We start from the raw sequence: 15,098 nt of genomic DNA, 5'->3' as shown, positions 1-15,098 counted from the left end.
TCACCCGAAAACACTACTTTTTCGCACGCACAAAAAAAGGCCGAAACATGTTCGGCCTTTCCTGTATTCATCGGTGAGCAGGCGTCATACCGCCAGCGCTCACCTGCAACGCGACAATTACTTGCTGCCGCTGGAGCCGCTTGCGCCACCGGTACCACCAGTGCCGCCGCCACTGCCGCCCATGCCGTTGCCGTTGGTCATGCCGCCGCCTTCGCCATCGGTAGTACGATTGGTGCCGTTGGTGCTGCCCATGCCCTTGGTGCCTGGGGTGGACGTGCCAGGGGAGGTGCCGTCGTTGTTCTGGCCACGTGTGGAGCTGCTCGACGCCGGGCCGTTCTTGTCAACCGGATCGGTTGGGCTGGTGGCGCCGGCAAATGCGGAACCGGTAGCGACAGCCATCAAGCCAGCGAGTGTCAGGGCAGTGAATTTGTTCTTGATCATGATGTGAATCCCTTTGTTGTCATGGATACCTATTGGTCAGTTGGCTAACCAAAAGGGTGCATGACAGCCGACGGACGGTCATTTCATATTTAAAACCGGTACGCCGTCGGCACATGTTCGGCGATGTACGATTGGGTATGTTCCAGGAAAGAGGCTTGCAGCTTTGAGGCCGGGCCGCGTACCGGCAACAACGCCAACCCGATGCTGCAGAAGCGCGCCAGCCCGCGAACGGGGTGGGTCAGCTACGGATATGCAGCTGATCCAACGCATTCGCGGGCAAGCGCGCTCCTACACCATGATTTGCGGTGTGTCAGTGAGAGACATCTGCTGATTTTAGGTGCGGCATTAAGCGGCATATGTCCGCGATCAGGAGGGATAATCAGGATGCCGAGCCCACCCGATCCTGTAGGAGCGCGCTTGCCCGCGAACGGGGTGGGTCAGCTACGGATATGCAGCTGATCCAACGCATTCGCGGGCAAGCGCGCTCCTAAACATGATTTGCGGTGTGTCAGTGAGAGACATCTGCTGATTTTAGGTGCGGCATTGAGCGGCATGTGTCCGCGATCAGGAGGGATAATCAGGATGCCGAGCCCACCCGATCCTGTAGGAGCGCGCTTGCCCGCGAACGGGGTGGGTCAGCCACTGATATGCAGCTGATCCAACGCATTCGCGGGCAAGCGCGCTCCTAAACATGATTTGCGGTGTGTCAGTGAGAGACATCTGCTGATTTTAGGTGCGGCATTGAGCGGCATGTGTCCGCGATCAGGAGGGATAATCAGGATGCCGAGCCCACCCGATCCTGTAGGAGCGCGCTTGCCCGCGAACGGGGTGGGTCAGCTACGGATATGCAGCTGATCCAACGCATTCGCGGGCAAGCGCGCTCCTACACCATGATTTGCGGTGTGTCAGTGAGAGACATCTGCTGATTTTAGGTGCGGCATTGAGCGGCATGTGTCCGCGATCAGGAGGGATAAACAGGATGCCGAGCCCACCCGATCCTGTAGGAGCGCGCTTGCCCGCGAACGGGGCGGGTCAGCCACTGATATGCAGCTGATCCAACGCATTCGCGGGCAAGCGCGCTCCTACACCATGATTTGCGTTGTGTCAGTGAGAGACATCTGCTGATTTTAGGTGCGGCATTGAGCGGCATGTGTCCGCGATCAGGAGGGATAAACAGGATGCCGAGCCCACCCGATGCTGTAGGAGCGCGCTTGCCCGCGAACGGGGCGGGTCAGCCACTGATATGCAGCTGATCCAACGCATTCGCGGGCAAGCGCGCTCCTACACCATGATTTGCGGTGTGTCAGTGAGAGACATCTGCTGATTTTAGGTGCGGCATTAAGCGGCATATGTCCGCGATCAGGAGGGATAATCAGGATGCCGAGCCCACCCGATCCTGTAGGAGCGCGCTTGCCCGCGAACCGGGGTGGGTCTTCTGTTGAGAGGTGACTGATCCAACACATCCCGTTTCAGCCGATAAATACCCGGCGTCTGTACCGCCCTATTCCCGGCTAAAGCCGGTCCCACAAGGGCAGCGCGCATCCAGTGATGACTGGCTTCAGCCGGGAAATCATCATTCCCACAAGGGCAGCGCGCATCCAGTGATGACTGGCTTCAGCCGGGAAATCATCATTCCCACAAGGGCAGCGCGCATCCAGTGATGACTGGCTTCAGCCGGGAAATCATCATTCCCACAAGGACGACGCGCATCCTGTGGGACCGGCTTCAGCCGGGAAGCTTTTGCGCTTCCGGCGGTTGACGTATTGCTCGCAAGCCAGGCTATTTCGCCCGCAATTCATAGCCCACTGCCAACGCCTGCAGGGTAAAGCGATCGGAGATGCTTGAGCAGTAGCTGGTGCGTGCCAGGAAGGCGCCGGGGCCGTCGAGGTACGACTCGATGTTCTGCGCGCCTTCGCACAGCGCGATGGTCCGGCCCTTGAGCAACCCACCAGCTTGTGCCGAACGCAGTGCTCCGTTGGGCGTCCAGTCGGAGACGATCAGCGCGCCTTGCGGGGCCGACTGCTCGTAACTGCGGGCGAACGATTCGGCCGAGCGGTCGCGCAGGTAGGGCACCATGAAATAGTGAATGTCTTCACGGAAAGGCAACGCCTCTTTGTGGGTGGGCAGTGCGACCACGCCGCTGGCGTATACCGCGTACACCGCTAGAATCGCTGCGGGGCCGCTGAGGGGCAGGGCGTAAGCGACAGGGGCGGCGTTATGACGCGCCAGCCAGGCTTGCACATGAATCACCCCGATGATGCTCAACAGCACAGCGCCCGGCAGAAAAAAGGTGAAGCGATCGGTGACGTTGTACGTCACCGCAAAAATGAAATTCATCATGGCCGCGCACCACAACAACCGCAGGCGCCGACTCTTGGGGAACAGCACCAGCGCCACCAGCTGCGGGCCGATCAACGAGAGCATCAGCAGCACCACCGAATTCTTCTCGTGCCACAGCTCGTCGAAACGAAACAGCGAACCCTGCCAGCTCTGCTCGGTGGTCCTGTCTGGAATGCCAATCAGATAACGATGCCCAATATCGATCAGGCTCAGACCGTTTTGCAGCTCTTGCAGAATGCCGGGAACCGCCACCGCGAAGCCCACGATAAACCCCGGAATCGTCAACAGCACACGCGCCCGGTGCTGCCACACCAGTTGCACATAAAGCGGAAACAGCACGATGAACGTCAGTTGATGGATGGCCGCCGCCAGGCCGGTCAGCACGCCGATGACGAACAATGCCTTGAGCAGGCCCAGCCGCGATTTGTCCCGAAAATGCACCATGTACGCCAGGGTCACGAGCACGGTATGCAGGAGGTACACCTCAGCCTTGGTCGAGACCCAGAAAACGCAGTGGCACAGCACCGCGGCAGCGACCGCCAGCAGGGCCTGCTGCGACGTCGCGCCGACGCCTTTGGCGAGACGGAAAATCGCCCATGCCAGCGGAATCAGCAGCATCGAGTTCAGGAAGCTCAAGACCAGCGGCCCGAGCTGCGCGAACATCGCGGTGGTGACAAACAGGTACAACGGATGATCCAGCGGCCCCAGGGTTTCACTGAAATAGCGACCCTCCGAGGCATCGGCGATGAAGATACCGTTGTCCATCCACTGAATCGGTCCGCTGGACGCCAGGAAACTCCAGATGATGGCGGCCACCACCAGCAACAAGGGAATTCCGAACAACGCTCGATAACGTACTGCTGCCACCATGTCTTGCACTCCTGCCCTTTATTGCGTCAAAAAGCGTTATTGAATCGGTTGCAGGGGAGGCGTCGCGGCCTCGCCCTTGAGTTTGATCAGCATCACCGCGCCAATGGCCACGGCGAACCATAGGGTGGCCAGACGAATCAGCACGGTGGCGGCGACGGCGTCGGCGCTGTTCATGCCTTTCCAGACCAGCAGGCCGACCATCACCGCCTCCGCGCCGCCCAGCCCGCCGGGCATGAAGCTCACCGCGCCGGCGAGCATCGCCAGGGCGTAGACAAACACCGCGAAGGTCAACGGGATGTCGGCGCCCATCCACTTCAGAATCCAGTCGAAGGCCAGCGCCTCGGCGCTCCAGGCGACCACGCTCAGGGCGGTCAGGCCAAGCATCAGGCGCAGGCGATGGCACTGTTGCGCATGCACCAGCACCTGCAGCAAGTGGCGCATCAGGCCCAGCACTTTGCCGCCGCCGCTCGGCACCTTGCGCATCAGGTGCTCAAGCAATCGCCGTTGCGACAGCACCACCAGGCCGACCGCGACCAATGCCACGCCGACCACGATCATCGGCCACGCTTGTGGATACAGCGACAGGCCAAACAGGGTCAGCAGCACCACCGCAAAAAGGTCCGATAGCCGCTCGCTGAAAAACGCCGCGAAGCTTTGGGGGTAAGGCACGCCCCAGCGTTTGAGCAGCACTCCGCGCAGCGCTTCGCCGGCTTTGCCCGGCGTGGTGGTCAAGGCGAATCCGGCCAGGTAAATATTCAGGCTCGGTCGCCATGGCATCGGATGGCCGAGCACCTTCAGGTAGCTCTGCCAGCGCAGGAAGCGCAGCCCGTAATTGACCGACGACATGAACAGCGCAATGACGATGCCCAGCAGCCCGACTTCGCCCACCGCAGCGCCCACCGCGTGCCAGCCGCCCCACAGCGAAAAACCCAGATAGCCCAACGCCGAGCCGACCACTGACAGCACCACGGCGCGGTAACGCCAGCCGGACAGATGCGAGTGATCAGCCTGGGCGGTGTTCACAGGTTCAGCCTCTTGAACACCGGCTGAGGGATCGAGCGGATGATCAACATGATCAGCGCCCAGAACCCCGGCGCATAAAGCGTCGGCACTTTGTTGGCGATGCCTTTGACGATGCGTTGCGCGACCTGCGCCGGTTGCGCGAGCAGGGCGGCCGGCAGCGACAGGCCTTGGGTCATCGGCGTGTCGACGAAGCCCGGCTTGATCGTCGTGACGTGGACGCCCACCTTGAACAGGCGCGCTTGCAGCCCTTCGCAGTAAGTCGACACCGCCGCTTTGGCGCTGCCGTACAGGTAATTCGAGGGGCGGCCACGGTCGGCGGCCACCGAAGAGATGATCGCCAGACTGCCGCAGCGCTGGGTCTCGAATTGCATCGCCAGCACGGTCAGCAGCGCGATCACCGACGTGCAGTTGTTGGCGAATTCCTTCAGCGCAAGGTGCACGTCCCGCTCGCAGGCCTTCTGGTCGGGCAGCGTGCCGTGGGCGATCAGGGCGATGTCGATCTGGCCCAGCGCGGTCAGGCAGCGGCCCATCATCAGCGGGTGCGCCTCGATGTCGTTGGCATCCATCTCGTGCAGCGTGACATGGCTGGCGCCACGCGCTTTAAGGTCGGCTGCGGTCTGTTCCAGCTTCTCGACGTTGCGCGCCACCAAGAAAAAATCGCTGCCTTCCGTGGCCCACAGACGCGCGCAAGCGCTGGCGATGGCGGAGGTGGCGCCGATGATCAGGACTTTCTTCACTGCAGTTTTCATAAGATCACACGGCTCCAGAAACGGGACATCAAAGAGGGGTCGCGCAGCGCTTCCAGCTGCTCCCAGGCGGGGTACGCGCGACGGAAGTCGGCGCCGCTCATGTGTGCGTCCTTGGCCGGGTACATGCGCCCGCCCGCCGCGCGAACGATGTCGTCGAGTCGCGGGAACAGCACGTTTTCCAGGTGCTCGCTCTGGGCAAAGTCCAGGGCCAGCGAGGTGCCTTCCAGCGGGAACGAAAGCAGCCCCGGCGACGCAATGTCGCCACAACGCTTGAGCACGGCCAGGAACGAACCCTGGCCGGCGTCGGCGATGGTGCGCAGCAAGTCGCCCATGGCCGCTTCGGCATTGGCGGTTGGCACCACGCATTGGTATTGCTGAAACCCCCGACGGCCGTAGATGCGGTTCCAGTGCAGAATCCGGTCGAGGGGGTAAAAAAACGGCTCGTAGTCGCTGCGGCCCGGTTTGCGCTGGCTGGGGTGCAGGCGCCAGTACAGATTGTTGAACGCGCTGAGGGAGACCTTGTTGATCAGCGACACAGGCGGCGTGAGCGGCACGCTGAGTTTCTTGCGCTGGCCGACCTCAAGCGAGCCGTACTGCGCGTGGTCCCCGACGATGAACACCCCGCGGCCGGTTTCCGGTCCCTTTGCCAGGCAGTCCACCCAGGCCACGCTGTATTCGTGTTGCTCGTCGAGCTCGGCCGACAGCGCGAAGAATTCCGCCAGATTGGCGAAACGCACAGTGGTGGTACTGACCTGGCTGGCGCGGATCGGCATCAGTTGAATCTGCGCCCAATGGATGACGCCGGTGAGGCCAAGGCCGCCAATGCTGGCGCTGAAAAGGGCAGGCTCGACGTCGGGTGAGCAGAACAACTCTGGCTCGCCACGGCGCAACAGGCCGAAGCCGAGGACATGGCGGCCAAACGTGCCGCGAACGTGGTGGTTCTTGCCGTGGACGTCGTTGGCGATCGCCCCGCCCAGGGTCGCAAACTGGGTGCCCGGTGTGACCGGCAAAAACCAGCCCTGCGGGATGGCCACCGCGAGCAGTTCGGCCAGGGTGATGCCGGCTTCCGCCTTGATCACGCCGGTGCCCCAGTCGGCCTCGATCAGCCGGTCCAAAGAGCGCATGTGCAGCACCTGGTCGCTGGCCGCCAGGCAGCTGTCGCCGTAGCTGCGGCCATTGCCGTAAGGCAGAGCGCTGTGGTGCGCCTCAACCACGCGGTCGATGTGCGCGGGGAGCTCGTCCAGCCAGACGCAGCCATGGCCACGCTGCGGGGTATGCGGGAAACGGCCCCAGGAATACAGCGGCGTGCTCATGCGGCGATCCAGAACATGAACAGAAACGCGGCACCGATGAGCTGGCTGGTGCGGTCGCGAATGGCGAACACCACCGGGTCTTCGTTCATCTGGCCGCGGTGAGTCAACATCCACACCCGCGTCACCCAGAACAGCAGCAACGGGCAGGCGAGCCAGATGACGTGGGGGGTCGCGTACAGATCAGTGGTTTTCGAATCCTGGATGTACAGCGCCAGAACCATCACCGAGAGATAGCCCGACGACGCGCCAAGCGAGGCAATCATGTCCAGATCGCCGGGGTGATAGCCGCGACCGCGGGCCAACGTGTTGACCTCCCGCGCACGCGCATCCCGCAGCTCGGCGTAGCGCTTGACCATCGCCAGACTCAGAAAGATGAACATCGAAAAGGCCAGGATCCAGAACGTCAGCGTCAGGCTGAACGCGGCGACACCGGCGATGATCCGCGCGGTGTAGAGCATCGCCAAGGCAATCACGTCCCAGGCCATCAGACGTTTGAGCTTCAACGAGTAGGTGAGCGTCAGCCCGTAGTACGCCGCCATCACTGCCGAGAACTGCCAGGGCAAAAGCAACAGCGCGGCACCGAAGGCCAGCGCCAGCAGGGTCGGCACCATCACCAGTCCGGCTTTGATCGACAAGCGGCCGCTGGCGAACGGCCGGTTGCATTTGCTTTTGTGATGACGGTCATCACACAGGTCGAGCAGGTCGTTGAGGATGTAGACGCTGGAAGCACACAGGCCGAAGCACAGAAAGGCGATGACGCCGTCGCGCATCAATTCAAACTGAGCGAGGCGGTGCGATGCCAGCAACGGCACGAACACCAGTGCGTTTTTCAGCCACTGGTGCATGCGCAGCGCCTTGCGCCAGTCGCGCAGGCTCGGGGTGTTGCTGCGTATCGTGGGTTCGACCCGGACTCTGGCCTGAACCTTCGCCTCGACGCCGCGATCGGGATTGACCACGTAGGCCTGACGGGACACGTCCCAGATGGGCAAGTCATCTGCGGAGTTGCCAATGTAATCGAACCCGCCCTCGCCAAAGTGCGCAACTAAGAGATTACGTTTGTTGTGCCCGGACAAGTTGCGATTGGCATTGGAGGCCAGGACCAGATCAAACAATTGCAAGTGTTCGGCGATGCGTTCGGCCAGGCTCACGTGGCTTGCCGTGGCCAGCACTATCATGCGACCCGCATCGCGTTCATGCTGGATCATTTCAATGATCTGGGGATCGTAAGGCAGTACGGAGACATCTATTTCTGTGTTCAGCGCCAGGCCTTCCTTGAGCGCGGCCTTACCCTTGAACAGCCAGCCAAGCATCTTCAACGCCTTCAGCGGCTGGCTGCGCACGAACGCCATGGCCGTTTCCATCAGCAGATCGGACCGCAGTAAGGTGCCATCCAGATCAACTACCAAAGGGGGGGAAGTTTCAAGAACTCTTCCCTGAATTCTGGCCATAGTGAGTGCTCCTGTAAGGTCACTGGACTATAAACAAAATAAAATTTTCACAACTTCATTTAAATTAAAGAGTCTCGTCGACGCCGTCGTTGAAGTGGCGTCAGAATTAATCAGGGCTTATTCATTCGCGTTAACTTCAACGGCTGTCTCAATCACGACACAGGCCCTGGTGATTAATTGGCGACCGGTTAATGACGCTGAGGGAGTGGCGGTTAACCGTCGTGACCAAACCTGACACTGCTCTCTCTTAAAAGTCATAATGACTCGCTCAGTGCGCCATCCGGCGCCGTGCAGAAAACGCCGTCCAGGAGACTTCATGACTCACCCGTTGCTGCTGGCACTGATTCCGCTGGTTGCCGATCTGTCCCGCGACTTGCCGGACGAGGAGCGCTACCGTCGGCTGCTGCGTTCGCTGCGCCAGTTGTTCCCCTGCGACGCCGTGGCCTTGCTCAAGCTGGAAGATGAGGTGCTGGTGCCGCTCTCGGTCGAGGGCTTGAGCCCGGACACGCTGGGACGCCGGTTTCGGTTGGGTGAGCATCCGCGGCTGGACATCATCGTGCAAAACCGCGAGCCCACACGTTTCTCCACCGACTGCGACCTGCCCGATCCTTATGACGGCCTGGTCGAGGGTGTGCATGGCGATCTGGAAGTACACGATTGCCTGGGTTGCCCGCTGTATGTCCAGAGCACGCTCTGGGGCGTGATCACCCTGGATTCGCTGGACCCGGCGCGCTTTGGCCGGGTGGACCTCGGCGACTTGCAGGCGTTTTCCAGCCTGGCAGCGGCAACCGTCATGGCCAGCGAACGGATCAGCCAGTTGGCGCGCGGCTTCGAGGACCAACGGCAACTGGCCGAAGTGTACAAACGCGCCGCAGGCGGCCGCGGACCCCGGGAGCTGATCGGACAAAGCCAGGTACACAAGCGTTTGCAGCAGGAAATCCAGCTGGTGGGCAACAGCCCGCTCACGGTGTTGATCACCGGCGAGACCGGAGTGGGCAAGGAGCTGGTTGCCGAGGCCATTCACCTGCAGTCCCCCCGCGCGCAGAAACCGCTGATCAGCCTGAATTGCGCGGCGCTGCCCGAGCTGCTGGTCGAGAGCGAGCTGTTCGGCCACGTCAAAGGTGCATTTTCCGGCGCGGTCAGCGGCCGAAGCGGCAAATTCGAGTTGGCTCACGGCGGCTCGTTGTTTCTCGATGAAGTGGGCGAGTTGCCGCTGCCGGTGCAGTCCAAGTTGCTGCGAGTGTTGCAGAGCGGGCAGCTGCAACGGGTCGGCTCCGATCAGGAGCATCACGTGGACGTGCGCATCATCGCGGCGACCAATCGTGATCTCGCGGCGGAGGTGCGCGCCGGGCGTTTCCGGGCCGATCTTTATCACCGCCTGAGTGTGTACCCCTTGGTGGTGCCACCGCTGCGCGAGCGCGGTCGCGATGTACTGCTGCTGGCGGGCTTTTTTCTGGAGGAGAACCGGGCGCGCATGGGGCTGCGCAGTTTGCGGCTGAGCGCCGAGGCGCAGTCGGTGCTGCTGGCACATGCATGGCCCGGGAACGTGCGCGAGCTGGAACATTTGATCAGCCGGGCGGTACTCAAGGCGCTGTCGATGCACCGCGACCGTCCGCGCATCCTGACCATTGAGGCGCAAGTCCTGGGGCTTGATGAGGCGGGGTTTCCAGCGAAGGTGGCCCCGGCGCAGGCCGGCGATGCGCCGGTGATCGAGTCAGGGGAAGGGCTCAAGGAGGCGCTGGATGGCTACCAGCGAAGGCTCATCACTGAAGCACTCGAACGCCATCACGGCAAATGGGCGGACGTGGCGCGGGAATTGAAGGTGGACCGCGCGAACCTGACGCGCCTGGCACGGCGGTTGGGGATCGCGCGCTCTCAGTAGGACCGACATACTTCCCCGTGGGACGGGCTTTAGCAGGGAAGGCGTCGGCTGCCACGCCGCAGGATTTTGGATGTTCACGCTGGCCTCTTCCCGGCTGAAGCCGGTCCTACAAAGTCAACAGCTTCCCGGCTGAAGCCGGTCCTACAAGATCAACTGCTTCCCGGCTGAAGCCGGTCCTACAAAGTCAACAGCTTCCCGGCTGAAGCCGGTCCTACAGGATGCGCGCGGTCCTACAAGATCAACAGCTTCCCGGCTAAAGCCGGTCCTACAGGATGCGCGCGGTCCTACAGGATCAACAGCTTCCGGCTAAAGCCGGTCCTACAGGATGCGCGCGGTCCCACCAGTTCAACAGCTTCCCGGCTGAAGCCGGTCCCACAGGATGCGCGTGGTCCGTTAGTGGGACCGGCTTTAGCCGGGAAGAGGGCGGCGGGCCTATTTGGGCGTATGAAAATCCCCCTTTTCCGGCACCATCTCCGTACCGGGCTCAAAGCCGTCGGGGTCGTTGCCTTCGTCAATCGGGTCCAGTTCCTCCTCGACAGGGTCCGGAACCGTCTCTGGGAACGACACGGTGCGTGGGTCGGTGTCAGGGTCTTCAGGGCGCGTGCCACTCATGCTGTTTCTCCGTTCAACGTTCACAAGTTGGGTGCTGAGCGTTTGAAAATCCCCCTAAAACCCCGTTCACCCCGTCAGGATGAACGGTCGCGCTGGACGTCAAGCGCCTCATGCAAAGACCCACGGCAACAATGCGCTCCTATCGGGCCGCAATGTCTTCCAGCGCCAGATTGCGAGTTCGCGGGCCGAAGCCGCCGATGGTGATAATCACGATCAACATGCTCATCACGATGAACGTCAGTACCCCCGGCGTCCCGAAGTGATCGAGAAACAGGCCGATCAACAGGCTGCTGAACACGGTCGACAAGCGACTGAACGAATAACAGAAACCCACCGCGCGGGCGCGTATGTTGGTGGGGAACAGCTCGCTCTGGTACGAGTGATAGCTGAAGCTCAGCCAGGCGTTGCAGAAGGTGATCATCACGCCGCAGAAGATCAACCCGGCGGCGGTGGTCTGCTGCGCGAACAGTGTGCCGAAAATCATCGACCCCAGCGCAGAGCCGACGATCTGCCACTTGTTCTCGAAACGATTGGCGAACTTCACAAACAACAGTGGCCCCAGCGGGTAGGCGAGGGTGATCACAAACGCATACGCCAGGCTGTGAGTGACGCTCACCCCTTGGCCGGAAAGCAGAGCGGGCAGCCAGTTGCCGAAACCGAAAAAACCGATTGCCTGAAACACGTGAAAGACAATCAGCATCAGCGCCCGACGGCGGTAGGGCGGCTGCCAGATGTCGGCGAAACGGCCTTTGCCTTCCACCGCCACGTTGTGGGTTTCCGGCTCGTCCAGCGCCTTGCCATGGTCCTTCACGCAGCGCGCTTCAAGGTCGTCCATGATCTTCTCGGCCTCGCTGAAGCGACCGTGTTGCGCCAGCCAGCGGGGGGATTCCGGCAGCCGCGAGCGCAGCCACCAGATGAACAGCGCGAACACGGCGCTGGCCAGCACCACCCAGCGCCAGCCGGACACGCCAAACGGGTCCTGCGGCACCAGCCACCAGGACATCAGTGCCACCGACGGCACGGACAGAAACTGCACGAAAAAGGCGAACGCGAACGCCGAGCTGCGCATGCGCTTGGGCACCAGCTCCGACAGGTAGGCATCAATGGTCACCAGCTCGATGCCCAGGCCGATCCCCACCAGAAAGCGCATGCAGATGATGCCCAGCGCTGACGTCTGGATGCCCATCAGCACCGTCGCGACGGTGTACCAGATCAACGCGAAGGTGAAGATCGCGCGGCGGCCGTAGCGGTCGGCAATCGGGCTCAGCAGGCTGGCGCCCAGGAACAGCCCCAGAAAGGTCGCCGAGGCGAAAGCTGCCTGATCTGAAAACCCGAAGACGCCCTGCGCTCCGGTGGCGAATAGCCCGGCGCGAATCAGCCCGGGACTGATATAGGCCGTCTGAAACAAGTCATAGAGTTCAAAGAAGCCGCCGATGGACAGCAGGGCGACCAGCTTCCAGATCGTGGCGACGGCGGGCAGTCGGTCGATGCGCGCGGAAATACGTGCAGCCCGTACAGGGTCGATTCCGTCTTGCGTCGAACGGGCGTTTTCGGGGGTGTCAGGCACGGCTTGCATTATTGTTTTTTCCGAATCGGTGAGACGCTGCATGTTAGAGGCATAGAGATTCAAGACAAAACATTTCTGCGCGTTTAAGCTCCCAGGCTCACCGCCAACGCATTTTCGGATTCCCGTGAAGTACAAACTCCCCACCACCGCCACCGCGCCTTTCTGCCCGTCGGCCACCACCGACAGCGTCACGATTCCGGCCAACGCCTCGTTTCTGCGCAAGCTGATGCTGTTCGTAGGTCCCGGGCTGCTGATTTCCATCGGCTACATGGACCCCGGCAACTGGGCGACCGCCATCGAAGCCGGTTCGCGCTTCGGCTATGCGCTGTTGTTCGTGGTGGTGCTGGCCAGTCTTTCCGGGATGGTGCTGCAGAATTTGTGCTCGCGGCTGGGCATTGCCACCGGGCGCGATCTGGCGCAATTGTCCGCCGAGCGCTACAGCCACCGGGTCGGCATGGGCCAGTGGATCCTGGCCGAGCTGTCGATTCTCGCCACTGATCTGGCAGAAGTGCTGGGCGCGGCGTTGGCGTTTCATTTGCTGCTTGGCGTGTCGATTACCACCGGCGTGGCATTGACCGCGTTCGACACGATCATCGTGCTGGCCTTGCAGGGCGCCAATTTTCGACGCCTTGAAGCCATCGTGCTGGGGCTGATCGCGACCATTGCCACGTGCTTCTTCATCGAACTGGTGCTGATCAAGCCATTCTGGCCAGACGTCGTCGCAGGCCTGAAACCGTCCTGGGACGTACTGAGCAATCAAGAACCGCTGTACATCGCCATCGGTATTCTCGGCGCGACGGTGATGCCGCATAACTTGTACCTGCACTCATCGGTGGTACAGACCCGGGTCAACGGCACATCCGTCGAGAGCAAGGCCAGCGCCATTCGCTACGCCCGGGTCGACACCATTGCCTCGCTGAGCCTGGCGCTGGTGATCAACGCCGCCATCCTGATTCTGGCCGCCGCCGCGTTCCACGGCAGCGGCCATTCGGATGTGGTGGAAATTCAGGACGCCTACCACCTGCTCGATCCGCTGGTGGGCGGGGCAGTGGCCAGCGTGCTTTTCGGTATCGCGTTGCTGGCGGCAGGGCAGAGTTCGACCTTCACCGGCACCATCGCCGGGCAAGTGGTGCTGGAAGGCTTTCTCAAAGCGAAGATCCCGTGCTGGCAGCGGCGCCTGGCGACCCGTGGCCTGGCGCTAATCCCGGCGTTCATCGGGGTGATCTGGTTCGGCGACGGCGCGGTCGGCAAGATGCTGGTCCTCAGCCAAGTGGTGCTCAGCCTGCAACTGCCGTTCGCGCTGTGGCCGCTGATTCGCTTTACCAGTGACAAAAGCCTGATGGGGCCGTTTGCCAACAGCGCCGTGACCAAGACGCTGGCCTGGGGGCTGTTCGGGCTGATTTCGGCGGCCAATCTGACGCTGATGTTTTTCTGGGTGAGTTAAGCGCTCCAGATACCTTACGAGCGCGTGCGGCGAGGTTTGACGAAGTCGATGTAAAACGCGGCCAGACCAAACAGCGTGATCACCGAAACAATCATTAAACCGATCACTGAGTTGTCCATTGCGTTATCCAGCACGTTGCCCGGAGGCGGGTGCTCATTCAGAGCTTTAACGCAATGGACTTCAATCAATACGACGCTTTCTTTACGCCAACGCTGCGCTGCATAACGGAATTTATATAAGCGTGTCGGCGCCGCGATACAAAACCACCGACGCGCGCAGTTTATCGGTACCAAAGCAACTCATGCCGGCAAATTCTTTATGGCTGACGGGCATGTATTGGCAGTCCATGGCCTGGCGCTGTTGGCTGTGATCAACGTCCGGGTCGTGCAAGTAAACGAAATCCTCATCACAGCCGGTGACCAATACCCAGTGCGGGGCCTTGGAACGGGTCAGCCGATAGCTGCTGATCAGCACCAATGCCAAGGCATTTTGCTGGTGCAGGTGCCGCAGATCGAGGGGCGCACTGCCCAGCTGATGGACCGTGCTGGCGCTCAGTTCGCGGCTGAACTCCTCATGAACCAGGCGCATGACCTGGCGTTTTTCTTCGCTGCGCACGCCAGCAAGAAACAGCGGTCCGCGGACGGACACCTGCAGGCCCACCTCGAAACCGCGACGCAGGGCGGCCAGTGCCAGGCCTTGCGGACTGCAACCGCCGTGACCGGAGGTCATGAACACGGTGGTCGCTTCGCGCCAGACTTGCAGCTCTTCACGGCGCTGCATGGAGCGTGATGGCTGCAGGGCTTTCATCGCCATCAGCAGGCACGCCGGGCCGCAGCTGAAGTCCAGCGTTTGCGGGTAGTACGGCACTTGCCTGACCGCACCGGTGGCATGTTCGCGAATGCGTTTCTCGAAGCGCAGCGCCGCAGAGTGGTCTTCGTAGTAGTCGTCGACACGGTCAAACAGCCGATAACCGTTGCGCTCGTACAGTCGAATCGCCGCCCCATTGTCAGGCCGTACTTCGAGTCGCAGATAGGCACACTCGTGCTCCAGTGCATGCCGTTCCGCCTGGGCGAGCAGGCTCTGGCCCAACCCCTGGCCGCGTGCGTCATCACTGATCGCCAGGGAATAAAGCCGACCCAGTGAAGTGCCGCGATGGAACAGCACCAGTGCATACCCGGCCAGGCGTACGTCGGCGCCCTTGTGCAATGCCACGATCAACCGGGCGTTGGCGCGCGTGACCATCCACAGAAAACTGCGCGCATTCAATCGGTCAGATTCGAAACACTGGTTTTCAAGCGCCAGCAGATTATCCACATCGGCAGGCTGAGCGAGGCGATATATAAAGTTCATGTCGGTCACCGTAAAGAGTGAGTAACGAAACGGGACATTTCTAAAAACTCATGTTTTAT

The 15,098-nt window shown here is 61.5% G+C and carries 11 protein-coding genes; 2 read left to right on the top strand and 9 right to left on the bottom strand.

Features of this window, described 5'->3' with window-relative positions; all coding sequences use genetic code 11:
* Window positions 1–117 precede the first annotated feature (117 nt).
* From LT42_RS06905 to LT42_RS06880, 6 genes are all read right to left on the bottom strand, one after another.
* Window positions 118–441 (bottom strand): hypothetical protein, encoded by a 324-nt coding sequence (locus tag LT42_RS06905; protein ID WP_037011009.1) that lies wholly within the window; start codon window positions 439–441, stop codon window positions 118–120.
* 1,779 nt (window positions 442–2,220) lie between these two features.
* On the bottom strand, window positions 2,221–3,651 hold the full coding sequence (locus LT42_RS06900; RefSeq protein WP_052075157.1) for a hypothetical protein: 1,431 nt from the start codon (window positions 3,649–3,651) through the stop codon (window positions 2,221–2,223).
* Window positions 3,652–3,687: 36 nt separating this feature from the next.
* Entirely contained in the window at window positions 3,688–4,674 is a 987-nt protein-coding gene (locus LT42_RS06895; protein ID WP_037011007.1) for a lysylphosphatidylglycerol synthase transmembrane domain-containing protein, read from the bottom strand.
* Complete coding sequence (locus LT42_RS06890; RefSeq protein ID WP_037013068.1) at window positions 4,671–5,411, bottom strand: SDR family oxidoreductase; 741 nt, start codon at window positions 5,409–5,411, stop codon at window positions 4,671–4,673. Before LT42_RS06890 ends, LT42_RS06895 begins: the two co-directional genes overlap by 4 nt.
* Window positions 5,412–5,419: 8 nt before the next feature.
* Window positions 5,420–6,736, bottom strand: a complete 1,317-nt coding sequence (locus LT42_RS06885) for an FAD-binding oxidoreductase (RefSeq protein ID WP_037011005.1) — start codon at window positions 6,734–6,736, stop codon at window positions 5,420–5,422.
* Window positions 6,733–8,184, bottom strand: coding sequence for a UbiA family prenyltransferase (locus tag LT42_RS06880; RefSeq protein ID WP_037011004.1), 1,452 nt, complete (start codon window positions 8,182–8,184; stop codon window positions 6,733–6,735). The genes LT42_RS06885 and LT42_RS06880 overlap by 4 nt, the downstream gene beginning before the upstream one ends.
* A 316-nt stretch (window positions 8,185–8,500) precedes the next feature.
* Here LT42_RS06880 and norR point away from each other — a divergent pair, with 316 nt between their 5' ends.
* Window positions 8,501–10,066: a nitric oxide reductase transcriptional regulator NorR gene (gene norR / locus LT42_RS06875; protein WP_037011003.1), complete on the top strand. Its 1,566-nt coding sequence runs from the start codon at window positions 8,501–8,503 to the stop codon at window positions 10,064–10,066.
* Window positions 10,067–10,498: 432 nt separating this feature from the next.
* Here norR and LT42_RS06870 read toward each other — a convergent pair whose 3' ends face one another.
* Both LT42_RS06870 and LT42_RS06865 read right to left on the bottom strand, forming a co-directional pair.
* Window positions 10,499–10,678: a hypothetical protein gene (locus LT42_RS06870; protein WP_037011001.1), complete on the bottom strand. Its 180-nt coding sequence runs from the start codon at window positions 10,676–10,678 to the stop codon at window positions 10,499–10,501.
* Window positions 10,679–10,817: 139 nt separating this feature from the next.
* Window positions 10,818–12,254: an MFS transporter gene (locus tag LT42_RS06865; protein WP_037011000.1), complete on the bottom strand. Its 1,437-nt coding sequence runs from the start codon at window positions 12,252–12,254 to the stop codon at window positions 10,818–10,820.
* 115 nt (window positions 12,255–12,369) lie between these two features.
* Between LT42_RS06865 and LT42_RS06860 the strand changes: the two genes are divergently transcribed.
* A complete protein-coding gene (locus tag LT42_RS06860) occupies window positions 12,370–13,689 on the top strand; it encodes an Nramp family divalent metal transporter (RefSeq protein WP_037010999.1) in 1,320 nt (439 codons plus the stop codon).
* Window positions 13,690–13,920: 231 nt separating this feature from the next.
* On the opposite strand, the gene LT42_RS06855 is transcribed toward LT42_RS06860, so the two are convergent.
* Complete coding sequence (locus LT42_RS06855) at window positions 13,921–15,039, bottom strand: GNAT family N-acetyltransferase/peptidase C39 family protein (RefSeq protein WP_037010998.1); 1,119 nt, start codon at window positions 15,037–15,039, stop codon at window positions 13,921–13,923.
* Window positions 15,040–15,098 lie beyond the last annotated feature (59 nt).

Origin of the sequence: Pseudomonas lutea, from assembly GCF_000759445.1 — a bacterium.
In the GTDB taxonomy this organism is placed as follows: domain Bacteria; phylum Pseudomonadota; class Gammaproteobacteria; order Pseudomonadales; family Pseudomonadaceae; genus Aquipseudomonas; species Aquipseudomonas lutea.
Note: the sequence above shows the minus strand (reverse complement) of the source record. Positions and strands in the feature narration are given on the sequence as shown.

Excerpts from the sequence above, each read along its gene's own strand:
- LT42_RS06905 (WP_037011009.1), bottom strand. The coding sequence starts at position 441 with ATGATCAAGAACAAATTCACTGCCCTGACACTCGCTGGCTTGATGGCT.
- LT42_RS06900 (WP_052075157.1), bottom strand. The coding sequence starts at position 3,651 with ATGGTGGCAGCAGTACGTTATCGAGCGTTGTTCGGAATTCCCTTGTTG.
- LT42_RS06885 (WP_037011005.1), bottom strand. The coding sequence starts at position 6,736 with ATGAGCACGCCGCTGTATTCCTGGGGCCGTTTCCCGCATACCCCGCAG.
- LT42_RS06880 (WP_037011004.1), bottom strand. The coding sequence starts at position 8,184 with ATGGCCAGAATTCAGGGAAGAGTTCTTGAAACTTCCCCCCCTTTGGTA.
- norR (WP_037011003.1), top strand. The coding sequence starts at position 8,501 with ATGACTCACCCGTTGCTGCTGGCACTGATTCCGCTGGTTGCCGATCTG.
- LT42_RS06870 (WP_037011001.1), bottom strand. The coding sequence starts at position 10,678 with ATGAGTGGCACGCGCCCTGAAGACCCTGACACCGACCCACGCACCGTG.
- LT42_RS06865 (WP_037011000.1), bottom strand. The coding sequence starts at position 12,254 with ATGCAAGCCGTGCCTGACACCCCCGAAAACGCCCGTTCGACGCAAGAC.
- LT42_RS06855 (WP_037010998.1), bottom strand. The coding sequence starts at position 15,039 with ATGAACTTTATATATCGCCTCGCTCAGCCTGCCGATGTGGATAATCTG.